General features: G+C 66.8%; 16 protein-coding genes. 9 read left to right on the forward strand and 7 right to left on the reverse strand.

Going from position 1 to position 14,084, the window contains the following annotated elements; all coding sequences use genetic code 11:
* Positions 1-9: 9 nt before the first annotated feature.
* The 3 genes from QO011_RS15065 to QO011_RS15075 are packed head-to-tail and all read right to left on the reverse strand — an operon-like array spanning position 10 to position 2,424.
* Positions 10-981: a 5-oxoprolinase subunit C family protein gene (locus tag QO011_RS15065; RefSeq protein ID WP_307273375.1), complete on the reverse strand. Its 972-nt coding sequence runs from the start codon at positions 979-981 to the stop codon at positions 10-12.
* On the reverse strand, positions 978-1,640 hold the full coding sequence (gene pxpB, locus QO011_RS15070; RefSeq protein WP_307273378.1) for a 5-oxoprolinase subunit PxpB: 663 nt from the start codon (positions 1,638-1,640) through the stop codon (positions 978-980). Before pxpB ends, QO011_RS15065 begins: the two co-directional genes overlap by 4 nt.
* A gap of 7 nt (positions 1,641-1,647) precedes the next feature.
* Positions 1,648-2,424: an SDR family NAD(P)-dependent oxidoreductase gene (locus QO011_RS15075; protein WP_307273380.1), complete on the reverse strand. Its 777-nt coding sequence runs from the start codon at positions 2,422-2,424 to the stop codon at positions 1,648-1,650.
* A gap of 237 nt (positions 2,425-2,661) precedes the next feature.
* Between QO011_RS15075 and QO011_RS15080 the strand changes: the two genes are divergently transcribed.
* The 6 genes from QO011_RS15080 to QO011_RS15105 all read left to right on the forward strand — a co-directional run bounded on the left by QO011_RS15080 (position 2,662) and on the right by QO011_RS15105 (position 8,073).
* The gene (locus tag QO011_RS15080; protein ID WP_307273382.1) at positions 2,662-3,294 is read left to right on the forward strand and encodes an RraA family protein; all 633 of its coding nucleotides are present in this window, start codon (positions 2,662-2,664) and stop codon (positions 3,292-3,294) included.
* Between the two features lie 181 nt (positions 3,295-3,475).
* Positions 3,476-4,585 (forward strand): branched-chain amino acid ABC transporter substrate-binding protein, encoded by a 1,110-nt coding sequence (locus QO011_RS15085; RefSeq protein WP_307273383.1) that lies wholly within the window; start codon positions 3,476-3,478, stop codon positions 4,583-4,585.
* Positions 4,586-4,707: 122 nt separating this feature from the next.
* Entirely contained in the window at positions 4,708-5,619 is a 912-nt protein-coding gene (locus QO011_RS15090) for a branched-chain amino acid ABC transporter permease (protein WP_307273386.1), read from the forward strand.
* Positions 5,619-6,584: a branched-chain amino acid ABC transporter permease gene (locus QO011_RS15095; protein ID WP_307273388.1), complete on the forward strand. Its 966-nt coding sequence runs from the start codon at positions 5,619-5,621 to the stop codon at positions 6,582-6,584. Before QO011_RS15090 ends, QO011_RS15095 begins: the two co-directional genes overlap by 1 nt.
* Complete coding sequence (locus QO011_RS15100; RefSeq protein ID WP_307273390.1) at positions 6,581-7,345, forward strand: ABC transporter ATP-binding protein; 765 nt, start codon at positions 6,581-6,583, stop codon at positions 7,343-7,345. The genes QO011_RS15095 and QO011_RS15100 overlap by 4 nt, the downstream gene beginning before the upstream one ends.
* Entirely contained in the window at positions 7,345-8,073 is a 729-nt protein-coding gene (locus QO011_RS15105) for an ABC transporter ATP-binding protein (protein ID WP_307273392.1), read from the forward strand. Before QO011_RS15100 ends, QO011_RS15105 begins: the two co-directional genes overlap by 1 nt.
* Before the next feature lie 19 nt (positions 8,074-8,092).
* Here the strand turns inward: QO011_RS15105 and QO011_RS15110 are convergent, their stop codons facing one another.
* From QO011_RS15110 to QO011_RS15120, 3 genes are all read right to left on the reverse strand, one after another.
* Positions 8,093-8,641 carry a hypothetical protein gene (locus QO011_RS15110; RefSeq protein WP_307273396.1) on the reverse strand — a complete coding sequence of 183 codons (549 nt, stop codon included), beginning with the start codon at positions 8,639-8,641 and terminating at the stop codon, positions 8,093-8,095.
* Between the two features lie 279 nt (positions 8,642-8,920).
* On the reverse strand, positions 8,921-9,751 hold the full coding sequence (locus QO011_RS15115; RefSeq protein WP_307273398.1) for an acid phosphatase: 831 nt from the start codon (positions 9,749-9,751) through the stop codon (positions 8,921-8,923).
* A gap of 20 nt (positions 9,752-9,771) precedes the next feature.
* On the reverse strand, positions 9,772-10,554 hold the full coding sequence (locus tag QO011_RS15120; RefSeq protein WP_307273400.1) for a hypothetical protein: 783 nt from the start codon (positions 10,552-10,554) through the stop codon (positions 9,772-9,774).
* A gap of 250 nt (positions 10,555-10,804) precedes the next feature.
* Between QO011_RS15120 and QO011_RS15125 the strand changes: the two genes are divergently transcribed.
* The gene (locus QO011_RS15125; protein WP_307273403.1) at positions 10,805-11,806 is read left to right on the forward strand and encodes a helix-turn-helix transcriptional regulator; all 1,002 of its coding nucleotides are present in this window, start codon (positions 10,805-10,807) and stop codon (positions 11,804-11,806) included.
* A 164-nt stretch (positions 11,807-11,970) separates the two neighbouring features.
* Here the strand turns inward: QO011_RS15125 and QO011_RS15130 are convergent, their stop codons facing one another.
* Positions 11,971-12,897: a LysR family transcriptional regulator gene (locus QO011_RS15130; RefSeq protein ID WP_307273405.1), complete on the reverse strand. Its 927-nt coding sequence runs from the start codon at positions 12,895-12,897 to the stop codon at positions 11,971-11,973.
* A gap of 115 nt (positions 12,898-13,012) precedes the next feature.
* Between QO011_RS15130 and QO011_RS15135 the strand changes: the two genes are divergently transcribed.
* Positions 13,013-13,399, forward strand: coding sequence for a nuclear transport factor 2 family protein (locus tag QO011_RS15135; protein WP_307273406.1), 387 nt, complete (start codon positions 13,013-13,015; stop codon positions 13,397-13,399).
* Between the two features lie 30 nt (positions 13,400-13,429).
* Positions 13,430-14,080 carry a hydrolase gene (locus QO011_RS15140; protein WP_307273408.1) on the forward strand — a complete coding sequence of 217 codons (651 nt, stop codon included), beginning with the start codon at positions 13,430-13,432 and terminating at the stop codon, positions 14,078-14,080.
* Positions 14,081-14,084 lie beyond the last annotated feature (4 nt).

Raw genomic sequence — 14,084 nt, forward strand, 5'->3', positions numbered from 1 at the left:
TCATGGTCGCTATCTGTAGCCGAGGGCAAGGCTGCGCGCCGTCACGAAAGCCTCCTGCCATCTCGCCTGCGCGCGCAGAGCCTCGGTCGCCGCCGCGGTCGAGGTCGGCGAGAAGCGCAGGCGAGCACCGACCGGCGCCTGCGCCAGGCGCCAGAGATCGGCTTCGATCACCGTGGCGATCTTCGGATAGCCGCCGCAGGTGTTGGCGTCGGCGAGCTGGATGATCGGCTGGCCGGACGGCGGCACCTGCACGGTGCCCGGCACGATGCCGTGCGACAGGAGCTCCAGCGGCGAGACGAGCGCGAGCGTCGCCCCGGACAGGCGATACCCCATGCGGTTGGCATCGTTGGTGACGCTCCAGTCCCCGCCGATGAACGCCGCCCGGGCCTGCGGCGTGAAGGCGTCGAACTCCGCCGCCGGCAGAAACCGCAGCTCGATGGCGGAGGTGAGGCCGTCCGCCGCGCCGCGTCGCTCCTCCAGCGCTGCGCCGAGGCCGCCCGCGGGCAGGGCGCATGCCGCAGGGTTCAGCGCGAGCCGGTCGCCGCGGACGAGGCCGCGCCCGGCAAGGCCGCCGAATCCGCCCTTCACATCCGTCGCACGCGAGCCCATGACGGCCGGCAGATCGAGCCCGCCGGCAAAGGCGATGCAGGACCGCGCGCCCGTCCGCGGCGCTTCGATCGCCAGCATCTCGCCCGCGCGGATCGTCGTGGCCCACCAGGGCGGGCAGGGCCGGTCGCCGATGCTGACGGTGCAATCGGCGCCGGTGACGGCGACCGCGGTGTCGACATGCGCCCGCAGCCGGAACGGATGAAGCGCGACCTCGATCCCGGCGGCGGAAACGTCGTTGCCCAGCAGGAGGTTGGCGATGGCCAGCGCTCGGCCGTCCATGGCGCCGCCATGGCTGACGCCCAGCGCGAGATGACCGGGCCGGCCGAGGTCCTGGACCGTGTTCGGCAGGCCGGTGGTGAGGATCTCGATCATGCCTCGATCCCGGCGACGGCGAATTCGATCGTGTCGCCGGGCCTGAGCAGCACGGGCGAGGCCGCCTGAGGGTCGAAGAGCCTGATGTCGGCATGGCCGATGATGTGCCATCCCGACGGCGCGGTGATCGGCATGATGCCGGCCTGCGCGCCGCCGATGATGACGGCGCCTTCGGCGACCTTCAAACGAGGCACGGCGCGCCGCGCCCAGGCAAGCTGCGGGTCGAGGCCTGAGAGATAGGGAAAGCCCGGCATGGCGCCGATGGCGGCGACAGTGTAGGTGGCCGCGGCATGGCGCCGGGCGGCCTCTTCGGCGGACAACCCGCAATGCGCCGCCCAGCCGGCGAGATCCTCGCCGCGGGCGCCGCCATAATGGACGGGAATCGTCCGGTGCGTGCCGCCGACCGCGCGGGCGTCGGTGCCGGCCCAGAGCGACGTCAGCTGCGCGCCGACGCTGTGCGCGTCCGTGGCGAGGGGATCGAACAGCACGAGCAGGTTGTTCATGCCGGGCACGGCCTCGTGCACCCCCTCCAGGGCCAGCGCGGCGTTGGCGACCGCCCAGACGCGCTCCTGGGTGACATCGTCGAAGGCGCCCTCGGCGCCGTCGAGCAGCAGCGCGCTCGATCCTGCAAGGCTGATGCGGGGCGTGCGGGCGGCCATCGGGCGCTCAGTCCTTGACCGGCACCGTATAGTTCAGGATCAGGCGGCCGCCATCGGGATAGATGGTCTGGCCGACGATGTAGGAGGCATCGTCGCTGGCGAGGAACGACGCGACGCTGGCGATCTCCGCCGGCTCGCCGCATCGGCCGCTCGGCGTGCGCGACAGGATGGTCTGGCGCTGCGCCTCGCTCGCCATGACCGAGCCCCTGACCATGTCGGTCAGGATGGTGCCGGGGCCGATGGCGTTGACGCGGATGTTGTGCGGGATCAGCCCGACCGCCATCACCGCCGTCAACTGCTTGATGCCGCCCTTGGACACGGCATAGGCGACCGAATTGGGAATGGCCAGAATGGCGTTGATAGACGACATGTTGATGATCGAGCCGCCGCGCCCCTGCGCGATCATGGCTCGTGCCGCCGCCTGGCCGAGGAGGAAGGGCGCCTTGAGATTGACGCGCTGGACCCAATCGAAGGCCTCCTCGGGAAAGTCGACGAAATCATCGAGGTGGATGACGCCGGCATTGTTGACGAGGACGTCGACGCTGCCGAACCTCTCCCTGGTCTCGGCAACGATGTCGGTCGCCATGTCCCTGGTGCATTCGGACAGGTCCGCCGAGAGCCAGGCGGCGCGTTCGCCGAGGCGTTCGGCATGCTCGCGTCCGCGGTCGGCCTTGACGTCCACGAGCACGACATGGGCGCCATCGGCGTGAAAGCGCTCGGCGCAGGCAAGGCCCAGGCCCTGCGCCGCCCCGGTGACGATCACGACTTTTCCTGCGTGCTTCACGGCGACACCCTTCCAACGATCACAAGATTTGTGGATATGTTATCCAATCTATCTTGAACGTCCACGCCATGGCAAGCCCGGATGCGGCTGGTCGAGCGACCGGTTCATGTCGGATTGCCAGGATTCTGGCCAGTTCCGTCTTTTTCCGGCGGATCGCCGCAAGCCGGTTGACTTTCGCGAATGGGTCATGATTGGATAATATATTCACAAGAGATGCCGGCAGCGGGAGAACGGGAGATGGCAGGTGGGTCTTGGGAAAGCGAGCTCGTCGAGGCGTTCCGCGCTTTTGCCACGCCGTTGATCAGCGACAACCTCGCCCGTGTCCCGGGGGCTGTCGGGTTGCGGCCCTTCCATCGGGTGAGCGGCGTCATGGCGGGGAGGGCGCTGACGGTCAGGACGCGCCCGGGAGACAACCAGTTCATCCACCGCGCGCTCGACCTGCTGCAGCCGGGGGACGTCGTCGTCGTCGATGGCGGCGGGTATGAGGGGCGGGCGCTGGTCGGCGAGATCATGACGAGCGTCGCGGCCTCGCGCGGCGCTGCCGGCATCGTCATCGACGGCGCCATCCGTGACGCGGGTGCCATCGGCCGCGGCGCGTTTGCGTGCTTCGCGCGGTCGGCCATCCATCTCGGCCCCTACAAGGACGGTCCCGGCGCCATCAATGTCCCGGTCTGCGTCGGCGGCATGGTCGTGGCCCCAGGCGACATCGTCGTCGGCGACGAGGACGGCGTCGTGGCCTTTCCGGTCGACGGCGCCGCGGCCCTGCTGGCCGCCGTCCGGGCGCAGGAAGCGCGCGAGGCCGAGATCATGCAGAGCATCCGGGAGAACCGCTACCAGGGCGCCTATGCCCAGGCCTCCGGCGGCCGGTGATCTGCCGGATCGGGCCCTTGCCGGGGGGGCATCGCATAGCCGGCTCATCGTCATTTGACCACGACGCGTTCCGCACCCGACCGAGGGGCGAAACCATGCCGGACCGCCGAAGGGCGATGCGGCAGGACCACAGAAGACTGCAGTCCGGGCACACCGCCCACAGGGGAACATGGAGAGAATGATGGTTGCTTCCTTCAAGGGGCTTGCCTGCGCCGCCGCCCTTGCCGGGGCGGTCATGACGACGGTGGCCGCGGCTGCCGACATCAAGATCGGCATCGTCGCCCCGATGACCGGCCAATTGGCCAGCGAAGGGCAGGATATGGAGAACGCCGTCAAGATGGCGATCGACGCCGCCAACGCCAGAGGTGGCGCCAACGGCGACAAGATCACCACCACGACCGCCGACGATGCCTGCGATCCGCAGCAGGCGGTGACCGCGGGCAGCAAGCTCGTCTCGGAGGGCGTGACCGCCATCGTCGGCGGCTATTGCTCCGGCGCCGTCCTGCCGACATTGAAGATCTACGGCGATGCCGGCATTCCCTTCGTCATCATCGGCGCGAATTCGACCAAGCTGGTCGCCGCCAACCAGGGCAACGCTTTCCTCGCCAATTCGACCGGCGACATGCAGGCGACGACGGCCGTCGCGCTGTTCAAGAAGAATGGCTATCGGACAATCGCAGTCATCGACGAAGGCGATGCCTATTCGTCCGACCTGGCCCGGCTGACCGCCGAAGCCTTCAAGAATGCCGGCGGCGAGATCGCCGCCAAGGAGACCACCACCGCCGGCGAGCAGGACTATTCGGCGGTCGTCACCAAGGTCCGATCCAGCGGCGCGGACGCCGTGTTCTGGACCGCCTATCATGCCGGTGGCGCCCTGCTCACCAAGCAGCTCCGGCAGGCCGGCTTCCAGGGCGGCATCGTGCTCGGCGACGGCAACAATTCGCCGGAATACCTGGAGATCGCCGGTTCGGCCGGCGAGGGCGTCTACCTCCTGTCTCCGCCGACCGTCGACCTCCTGTCCGGCGCGGGCGACTTCAAGGCGACGTACAAGCAAGCCTATGGCCGCGACGCCGGCGCCTATGCGGCTCTCTCCCATGACGTCGGCGACCTCATCGTCGACGCGATCACGCGGGCCGGGTCGGCGGATCAGAAGGCGATCATCGCCGCGCTGAAGGCGAGCGACTTCAAAGGCCTCGCCGGCGAGATCAAGTTCACCGACAAGAACACGCTCCAGACGTCGAATTTCCGCCCGGTGGTTGCCAAGGGCGGCAAGTGGGTGGCCGTCGAATAAGGCGGAAGCAAGCTGGCGCCGGGGTCGGGCCCTTTGCCCGCCGCGGCGTCCTTGCCGATCGCCTGGCGCGCCGACGCTGCGCCCCGGGCGTGGCCTTCTCAAGTCCCGCACCTGGAGCATCCATGACGCTCGACCTGGTTATTCAGCAACTGGTGAACGGTCTCATCGTCGGCTCGTTCTATGCCCTGATCGCGCTCGGCTACAGCATGGTCTTCGGCGTCATCAAGCTCCTGAACTTTGCCCATGGCGACATCTACATGAGCGGAGCCTTCGTCGGCCTCGTCGTGTTCTCCTTCGTCGGCCTGCGGGTCGGCACCGGCTGGCTGGGCGTGGTCTGCGCCCTCCTGGTGTCGATGCTGGCCGTCGGCCTGCTCGGCGTCGTCATCGAGCGCTTCGCCTATCGGCCGATGCGCAATGCGCCGCGCCTCTCCATCCTGATCACCGCGCTCGGCGCCTCGATGGTGCTGAACGGCACGGCGCTCGCCCTGACGGGCGGGCGGCATTACGCGTTCAGCACCGACCTCGGGTTTGCCGGCGTGGACATTTCGACCGTTCACATCACCTACACGCAGATGGTGCTCGTCGCGGCGTCCATCGGACTGATGGCCGGCATGCAGATGTTCATCGCGCGGACCATGTACGGCAAGGCGATGCGCGCCGTGTCCATCGACATGGGGGCGAGCCGCCTGATGGGCATCGATGTCGACCGGGTGATCGCGCTGACCTTCTTCATGGGCTCGGCGCTCGCAGCCGGCGGCGGGGTGATGGCCGGCGCCTATTATGGCAGCGTGCATTTCTTCATGGGCTTCGTCATGGGGCTGAAAGCCTTCACCGCCGCGGTCATCGGCGGGATCGGCAGCGTGCCGGGGGCCATGCTCGGCGGCCTGCTGCTCGGCCTGCTCGAGGCCTTCGGGTCGTCCTTGCCCCTGGTCGGGTCGGAATGGCGCGACGTCTTCGTGTTCGGCGCGCTGATCCTGTTTCTGGTGTTCAAGCCGACCGGCATTCTCGGGCGCTCGGTCGTGGAGCGGGTGTGATGACCGACGGAGCAAGGATCCTGCCGGCCGCCGCGCAGCCGCGATGGCGGTGCCGGCCGATGGCGCTGCCCGCGTTGGCGGCGCTTGCCTGCGCGGTGATGCTGCCGCACTTCGCCAACGCCTACGTGACCGAGGTGGCGACCACGGCGCTGCTCTATGTCGTCTTATGCCTCGGCCTCAACATCGTCGTCGGCTATGCCGGCCTGCTCGACCTCGGCTACGCCGCCTTCTTCGCGGTCGGCGCCTACACGACGGGGATCCTGACGGCTGAATTCGGGCTCAATTTCTGGCTCACCATCCCCGTCGCCATGGCGGCCGCCTGCGTGGCCGGCATCGTCATCGGCGCCCCGACGCTGCGGCTGCGCAGCGACTATCTGGCGATCGTGACGCTGGGCTTCGGCGAGATCGTACGCATCATCGCCCGCAACCTCGACATCACCGGCGGCGCCAGCGGCCTCGTCGGCATCGAGCGGCCGGAGATCTTCGGCTTCAGGCTGATGCAGGTGCAGCACTTCTACTATGCCTTTCTGGTGCTCGCCCTGCTCACCGTCTTCGTCTGCCTGAGCGTCGAGCGGTCGCGCATGGGGCGAGCCTGGTTCTATGTCCGCTACGACGAGGATGCCGCCGCCGGCATCGGCATCAACCGTGTCTCGGCCAAGCTGCAGGCCTACATGATGGGGGCGGTGATCGCCTCGGTGGCCGGGTGCCTCTACGCCGCCAAGATGACCGCCATCTCGCCGGAGAGCTTCACCTTCAACCAATCGCTGCTCATCCTGCTCGGCGTCGTCCTGGGCGGCATGGGTCGCATTCCCGGCGTCGTGCTGGGCGCCATTCTCGTGGCCCTGCTTCCGGAGGTGCTGCGGGGGGCGGGCACCTATCGTCCCCTGGTGACCGCGGTCGCGCTGCTGGCCATCATGCTCTTCAGGCCGAACGGCCTGTGGCCGGACAAGCGGGGGCGACCATGACCTTGCTGGACGTCCGCGATCTCAGCCTGGCCTTCGGGGGACTGAGGGTCCTGCACGACATTTCGTTCTCGGTGGAGAAGGGCGCGATCAACAGCCTGATCGGGCCGAACGGGGCCGGCAAGACGTCGCTCTTCAACTGCCTGACCGGCTTCTATAAGCCGAGGGGCGGGTCGATCAGGCTGGGCGGCCGGCCGATCACCGGCTTGCCGCCCCACCGCATCACCGCGCTCGGCCTCGCCCGCACCTTCCAGAACATCCGCCTGTTCAAGGAAATGTCCGTCCTGGAAAACGCCATGTCGGGGCAGCATTGCCGCAGCCGCCACGGGCTCGTCTCGGCGATCCTGCACTTGCCGTCGCAGCGGCGCGAAGAGGAGACGATCCGCGCCGTCGGGATGCGCTGGCTCGATTTCGTCGGCATCCGGGAGCATGCGCATCGCCTCGCCGGCGGTCTCTCCTACGGCGATCAGCGGCGCCTCGAACTGGCGCGGGCCCTGGCATCGGCGCCCGAGCTCATCCTGCTGGACGAGCCTGCCGCCGGTCTGAACGAGCGTGAGAAGCTCGATCTGGTGCATCTGATCCGCCGCATCCGCGACGAGACCGGCATCACCGTCCTGCTGATCGAGCACGATATGGGCCTGGTCATGCAGGTGTCGGAAAAGATCGTGGTGTTCGACTACGGCCGGAAGATCGCCGATGGGCCGCCGGAGGCCGTCCGTGCGGACCCCAGGGTCATCGAAGCCTATCTCGGCACGGAGGATTGATGGGCCCGGATATTGTTCTTGGCGCCGACCGGATCGTCACCCGCTACGGGGCCACCCAAGCGCTTCACGGCGTCAGCCTTTCGGTCGAACGCGGACAGATCGTGGCGCTGCTCGGTGCCAATGGCGCGGGCAAGAGCACGACGTTGCGCACGCTGTCCGGCCTCGTCGCAGCGTCCTCCGGAAGCGTCCGCTTCCTGGGCGAGGACATAACCAGGCTGCCCGCCCACCACCTGCCGCATCGCGGCCTCGTGCACGTGCCGGAGGGGAGGCGCATTTTCGGCGACATGACGATCAAGGAGAACCTCGACCTCGGCTCGTTCACGTTGGCCGATGACGTCGAACGGCGCCGGCGGCTGGATCATGTCTTCGAGCTTTTTCCGATCCTGGCGCACAGGCGCAATGGCGACGCCAGGAACCTCTCCGGTGGAGAGCAGCAGATGCTGGCGATCGGCAGGGCCCTCATGGCCGCGCCGAAAGTGCTGCTGCTCGACGAGCCGTCGATGGGGCTGGCGCCGCAATTGATCAAGGACGTCATGACCATCGTGCAGCGCCTCAACCGCGAAGGCGTGACGATCCTGCTGGTGGAGCAGAACAGCAAGGTTGCCTTGAAATTCGCCGACTACGGATATGTCCTGAAGGCGGGCCGCATCGTCCTGGAAGGATCCGGCAGCGATCTCGCCAACAACGAATCCGTCATCAATGCCTATCTGGGGGGCGCGGCGGCCTGAGATCCGCCGGGGGGAATCGTCAGCGCAGGATCTTCGGCAGCCGCCGTTTCCAACGCTGCCCGGGCGGCAGGACATCCTCTCCCTTCGGCACTCGAATGCGCGAAGGACCCGGCGAACGCGAGGCGGCTGGAGGTGCGGTCTGCACCTCCATGTCCGGATCGGCAGCCACCGTCACCGGCGGCGGCGCCGGCAGGATATCCGGGACCTCGTGACGTTCCGGGCGCTCCGCCGCCTTGTTCCGGCGCGCGGGCCGTTCCGCTGGGATCGCCTCCGCAGGTTCGTCGGCTTCTCGCGGTGGCTCCGCGGCTTGCGGGGCTTCGCGCACCGGATCCACGTCCGGGGAGAGCACCGGCAGGATGCGCCGCGACGGCGCGGCCGCAGCGGGAGCCTCGGCGCTGCCCTTCTCGCGGAAGATCGCGGCGGCAGCCTGGGAGGATTGCGAGACCGTCTCGGTGGCTCGCATTCGAGACGCCGCGGCACTGTCCCAGGCGGGCGCCAGCGGCGAGCCGGCGGCTTTCCTGGCACCGCGTTTGATCTCGACAACAAACGGCTTTGTCGGGCGCTTCATCGAATCAGTTCGTAGGATTGAGGCCCTCCTTGTAGCACACCTTTCGTGGGGGCCAATTCGTCAAGGCCTGCCGGCCGGGCCGGATCTGCGAAAAAGCGGGGGTATCGTCCCAGCCCGGGCGGCCCGTCGCCGGATGGCCCGACCAGTCGATGCCAATCTGCGAAAGCACCGGATCGCGGCGCCATGCGCGGCCGCGGCCATTCTCCGTCCTTGCCGGCCGTGAGCCCCACGGAGACCGTGCCCGGCGACAAGCCTCGTCCCAGCGGGCCGGACCTGGGCTTACCGCTCGGACAATGCTGCTGCCTCGGCCGCACAATCCGGCATCGGGGTGGCGGGCTTTGCCTTCGCGGCCTTCACCTCCGCCTCCGCCGCTTTGAGATCGGCAAGGAAGGCCGCGTTGGTCTGCAAGCGCGCAACGGTCGCTGCGCCCATGATGCGGCCCGCATCGACATCGCTCTGCCAATGAGCGTCGCAGATGACCCGGCTCTGGCCGAAGGCGATGCCGCGCTCGAGCAGCTCGTTCGAGCGCTCGGGATTGATCTGCGCGAAGACGAGAGCCCAGCCCCAGCCTGCGGCGGTGTGACCCGACGGATAGGAGCCGTCCCCCCTCAGGATCGCCTCCTGGTCCGCCCTGCATGTCGCTTCGTTGTGGGCGACGAAGGGCCTGGTCCGATTGTACTTGTTCTTCACGCCATAGGTGGAGAGTCCGAAATCGGACAACGTCTTCTGCATCATCGCATAGAGGCGTGGGGTCTGTTCTTCATCGATCTTGAATCCCATCGCGCAGGAAAAATTGTCGGCGGCCTGCGGGAAGGCGAGATCGGCATCGGTGTAGGCGAGCTTCCAGCGATCGGTGTTGCGCAGGGGGATCGTCGCCTTGCGCGCCTCTTCGTCCCTGGCCAGCGCGGCCGAACCCGGCTCAGGGGGCGGGCCGAGCAGGAGCAGGCTGTTCGGCAACTCGGATTGCCTCAGGTAGCCCGGCGCGATCTTGAAATGCGGGTCGGTGACATCGGGCTGCGTCTGTCCCGATTGCGCCAGGGCCTGCCCGCAGAGCGCGAGCAGCGCAAGTGCGGCAATACCGGTTCGAACCGCATTCATGATCGTGAACATTCCCATTCCTCCCGGCGCGGTCAAAATCGGTACGTTGCCGCCACAACGGGACCGTGCTGCGTCGCGTCGTATGAGAACCCGCCATGGCGATAGTCGACCTGAAGCGCCCGGTAGCCAGCCCTCAGGGTCAAGCTCTCGCTCCAGGCGTAGTTGACACTGCCCAATCCCTGCCAGGTCAGGCGCGAACCGGCACCGAAGCCGCCGACGTCGCCTGCCAGCGTCAGGCTCCACGGGCCGCCGAGCTCGACCCCGAGCCGGGTGCCGACGATGGGATCGGCCCACATCTCGGAATCGCTGTGGTCGATGCGGAGATTGGCGAGGCCGGGCAGAATCTCGAGCCTGTTGTTCAGGTTCCAGAACCGGACGCCGCCACCGGCATCCACCGAAACGGCCGCGTCCTCATAGACACGATAGAGGACGGAGCCCTGTATGGTCGTGGTCTGCGAGCGCACCTTGAGAGACGAAAAGAACGGGCCGGGCAGCTTGCCGCCGGACGTCACCTGCGAGAATTGGCCGTCCACCAGAAAGCTCCACCGATCGACGCGCATCTCGGCGGAGGCCATCATCGCGCCGTTCAGATCCTTGAGCACGTCGCGGAAGCGCAAGTCGATGTCGGCAGCGGGCAGCGGCGGGAAAGTGGCGCTCCTTCCATCGATCGCAGTCGCCCAGATATAGCTGGTGATGAAGAAGCTCGGACCGGATGCGAGGATCGGCGGATTCTGCTGGGGAGGCTGCGGGAGATCGGACGCCCACGCCGGCACGCACAACGATGCCGAAACCAATCCGATCGCGAGATATCGCACCGTTTCCCCTTGGATTTTACCCACCGTCGACACCCCCCGAGGGCACGGACCGCTGCACGGGCAAAGAGCGGAATTGCCGACGGTCCTATCGGCAGACGAACCCTGTTGGGGTCATTTCGCGCATAGGCAGATCGCCGGTCTTGTCATTTCGTGCCAATCGCCCTGGGCCGTCCTCTCGCCTCGGTGGTGGCGAATCCTAGGAAATTCGGCCTAAGGAGGAACATGGACCCTGTGACCGCGACGAGGCCCGATGGCTGACATTCCCTTGACGCGCGGCCAGTTTCTGCTCCCCTTCGTCGGCATCCTCGACGACCTCGGCGCTCCGACCGGCACGCTCCTGGAGACGTGCCGGCTGCCATCGGCTCTGGAGGAAAAGAGCGACCTCTACATTCCGCTCCTGCCGGCGCTGCGCTTCGTGGAAACCGCCCAGAGAACCCAGGGCATCGAAGATTTCGGCTTCCTCGCCGCCCAGCGCCTGCATTTCTCCCATATGAGGGAAAAGACACGAGCCCTGATCGCTCATTCCCCGACACTGCTCGTCGCCCTACGGCACGCCTGCCGCTGGGCGTCGCGGGAAGATACAATTCTGAGCATGTGGATCGAGCATGACGTGGCTCATGTGCGGGTTTGCAGCAGGCTCGGCGGGGCAAGGAGGCTTCTGCATCTGAAATACGCGCAGTGGATCCAGAACATTTTCTCGGTGTACATCGTCCGGCAATTCGCCGGACGCGACTGGATGCCGACGGCAATTGCCTTTGAATCATCCTATACGCCAAGCCCGGCGACACGATCCTTCTGGCCGAACGTACGATTTCTGTCGGGCCAGCATGCCGCCTGGATCAGCTTGCCCAATTCGCTCCTCAGTCTCTCCAACCTTTCGACCGTCTTCGTTCCTTCGCCGAATGAGCACGAGGATGGGCCTTCCGGCTACGACATCGTCGAACTGCTCAAGCTGATGCTGCCCTCCTATCTGGACGAGAGACCTCCTGTTCTTGCCGAGGTCGCGGAGATGGCGGGCGTCAGCGCCAGAACCTTTCAACGCAAGCTCTCGCATGTCGGCCTCACATATTCCGACATACTCGACACGGTCAGATATGAGAACGCGAGCAGGCTTTTGCGCGAGACCGATTCCAAGATAATCGAGATTTCATTTGCTTCCGGCTATACGGATCAAGCGAACTTCAGCCGTGCATTCCGCCGGGTTTCCGGCATGACACCACGTCAGTTTCGCGAGCAGTCGCGGCGGCGATAGTCGCGCATGGCGCGCCAGCGTCGATGACATTGAAGACTGCGTGACCGCTGAACGCTATGATTCCGTATCCGGTGGTGGTCCGCATGCTGCCACGGAAGCGCCGATCGGGCTACTCCCGGCAAAGGCGGAGTGAACCGCCTGCGGCCGATCCCGGCCTTGCTCGATCACCCCTGCGCTGAAAATCGCCGAGCCAAGTTCTGTTCCCGGAACGCGGCGGTGACATGGTCGACGAAGGCACGGGTCTTGGCCGGCAGCAATTTCTGGCTGGTGAAGTAAAGCGATATCGCGCCGAGGTCGGCATGCCAATCCGGCAACAGGCGTTGCAGCGCGCCGCTTTCCAGATGCCGCTCCACGTAGGGTACGGCGATCATCGCCACGCCGAGGCCCATCAAGGCCGCACGGCATATCGCCTCGGGATCGTTGGCCACCATGCGCGCTTCGTGCTCCAGCGTCGTTTCGGCGCCTTCACGGTTGCGCATCGTCCAGACGCGCACGCGACCGGTGAGAGCCGAGCGCATGGAGAGCCCATCGAGCATAGCCAGCTCATGAGGTTGCCGCGGCGGTTGGCGGCCTTGCAGGTATTCCGGCGAAGCCACTGCGATGACATGCAGCGGCGCCAATCGCCGGGCGACCACGCCGGACGCCAGTTCCATGCCGCCGCCGATGGCGGCATCGAAGCCCTCGCCGATCAAGTCGACCTGGCGGTTCTCGAAGCTCCAATCCAACTGAACATCCGGATGGCGCTCCATGAAGACCGGCAGCAGCGGCAGCACATGGTCCAGGCCGAAGGTCAAGGCCATGCTCACCTTCAGCACGCCGGCGGGCTTGCCGGAATGCGTCGTCACGTCGGCAATGGCCGATTGGATGGACTCGACGCCGCCAGCGACCGACGCCAGGAAACGCTCGCCATCCTCGGTCAGGGTCAGGCTGCGACTGCTGCGCTGAAACAAGCGGACGCCAAGGTTGCGTTCCAGCATGGCCACGTTGCGGCTGATTGCGGCGGGCGTCACGCCCAGCCGTCTCGCCGCCGCGGAAAAGCTGCCGCACCGGGCGCTACGGATGAAGGATTCGAGATTGGCCAGCGTTTCCACGCTGAGATCTTAAACGAATCGTTGAAGCCGGTTCAAGCTGTCGATGACTAATCTGCATCGATCGGGCGTCCAATATCTCCACCGAAGGCGCCCGACGCCGTGCGAGGCCACTGCGATGTCCAACTCACCGGAAGCTTCCATCGACTACGAGCGCCTGATGCAGGCGAACCTCGCGCGGGTGTTCGGCGAACGCGACCCCGGGCGGCGCATCGCGGCGATCCGCGAGCTCTATGCCGAAGACGCCGTGCTCCATGAACCGGATGCCTCGGCGACGGGCCATGCCGCCATCAATCAGGCGGTGGATGCGCTCTTGTCGAGCCTGCCGTCGGACTTCGTCTTCACGGCGATTGGCCCCGCTGTCGGCCACCACGGCGTCGGACGGCTGCGCTGGCAATCCGGGCCACCGTCCGGTCCCGCAGCCGTGACCGGAACCGACGTCGCCCGGTTCGAGGGCGGCCGCATCCAAACCCTTCACGTCTTTCTCGACCCGGCCGGCGCCTGAGCCGGCGTCTGCGTTTCCCAAGGAGTTGCCATGCCCGCCAAGACCGGTCTCGGCGCCCTGCTTCGCCCCGAAGACAGCATTGTCGTGCTGATCGACCATCAGCCCTACCAGTTCACCAATTTGAACAGCCACGAGCCGGCGATGATCGTCAACAACGTCATCGGCCTCGCAAAGACGGCGAAGGTCTTCGGCGTCCCGACGATCCTGACCACGGTGCTCGAGGAGCGCGGCGGCTCTCTGATCAAGGGTCTTCAGGATGTCTTTCCCGAGCAGAAGCCGATCGACCGCACCTTCATCAACACCTGGGAAGACCCGAAAGTTACCGGCATCGTGAAGACGAGCGGACGCAGGCAGCTCGTGCTGGCCGCCCTCTACACCGAGATCTGCCTCGCCATGCCGGCGATCCAGGCGCTCGGCGAAGGATATGACGTCTTCATCGTCACCGACGCTTCGGGCGGCGTCTCGCCGGAAGCCCATGACATGGCCGTGCGCCGCATGGTCGCCGCCGGCGCCGTGCCGATCACCTGGATGGCCGTGCTCGGCGAATGGCAGCGTGATTGGGCGCGCGAGGAGACGGCCGCCGGTGTCGCCGGCGTCGTCCTCGACCATGGTGGCGCCAGCGGCGTCGCCTTCGCCTGGGAAATGCAGCTCCTGGCCGCGCGCGCCAAGGCCGGCGCCTGAAGAG

Source organism: Labrys wisconsinensis (genome assembly GCF_030814995.1).
Taxonomy (GTDB): domain Bacteria; phylum Pseudomonadota; class Alphaproteobacteria; order Rhizobiales; family Labraceae; genus Labrys; species Labrys wisconsinensis.

Excerpts from the sequence above, each read along its gene's own strand:
- QO011_RS15140 (WP_307273408.1), top strand. The coding sequence starts at position 13,430 with ATGCCCGCCAAGACCGGTCTCGGCGCCCTGCTTCGCCCCGAAGACAGC.
- QO011_RS15085 (WP_307273383.1), top strand. The coding sequence starts at position 3,476 with ATGGTTGCTTCCTTCAAGGGGCTTGCCTGCGCCGCCGCCCTTGCCGGG.
- QO011_RS15125 (WP_307273403.1), top strand. The coding sequence starts at position 10,805 with ATGGCTGACATTCCCTTGACGCGCGGCCAGTTTCTGCTCCCCTTCGTC.
- QO011_RS15090 (WP_307273386.1), top strand. The coding sequence starts at position 4,708 with ATGACGCTCGACCTGGTTATTCAGCAACTGGTGAACGGTCTCATCGTC.
- QO011_RS15110 (WP_307273396.1), bottom strand. The coding sequence starts at position 8,641 with ATGAAGCGCCCGACAAAGCCGTTTGTTGTCGAGATCAAACGCGGTGCC.
- QO011_RS15095 (WP_307273388.1), top strand. The coding sequence starts at position 5,619 with ATGACCGACGGAGCAAGGATCCTGCCGGCCGCCGCGCAGCCGCGATGG.
- QO011_RS15100 (WP_307273390.1), top strand. The coding sequence starts at position 6,581 with ATGACCTTGCTGGACGTCCGCGATCTCAGCCTGGCCTTCGGGGGACTG.
- pxpB (WP_307273378.1), bottom strand. The coding sequence starts at position 1,640 with ATGGCCGCCCGCACGCCCCGCATCAGCCTTGCAGGATCGAGCGCGCTG.
- QO011_RS15065 (WP_307273375.1), bottom strand. The coding sequence starts at position 981 with ATGATCGAGATCCTCACCACCGGCCTGCCGAACACGGTCCAGGACCTC.
- QO011_RS15135 (WP_307273406.1), top strand. The coding sequence starts at position 13,013 with ATGTCCAACTCACCGGAAGCTTCCATCGACTACGAGCGCCTGATGCAG.
- QO011_RS15115 (WP_307273398.1), bottom strand. The coding sequence starts at position 9,751 with ATGTTCACGATCATGAATGCGGTTCGAACCGGTATTGCCGCACTTGCG.
- QO011_RS15080 (WP_307273382.1), top strand. The coding sequence starts at position 2,662 with ATGGCAGGTGGGTCTTGGGAAAGCGAGCTCGTCGAGGCGTTCCGCGCT.
- QO011_RS15105 (WP_307273392.1), top strand. The coding sequence starts at position 7,345 with ATGGGCCCGGATATTGTTCTTGGCGCCGACCGGATCGTCACCCGCTAC.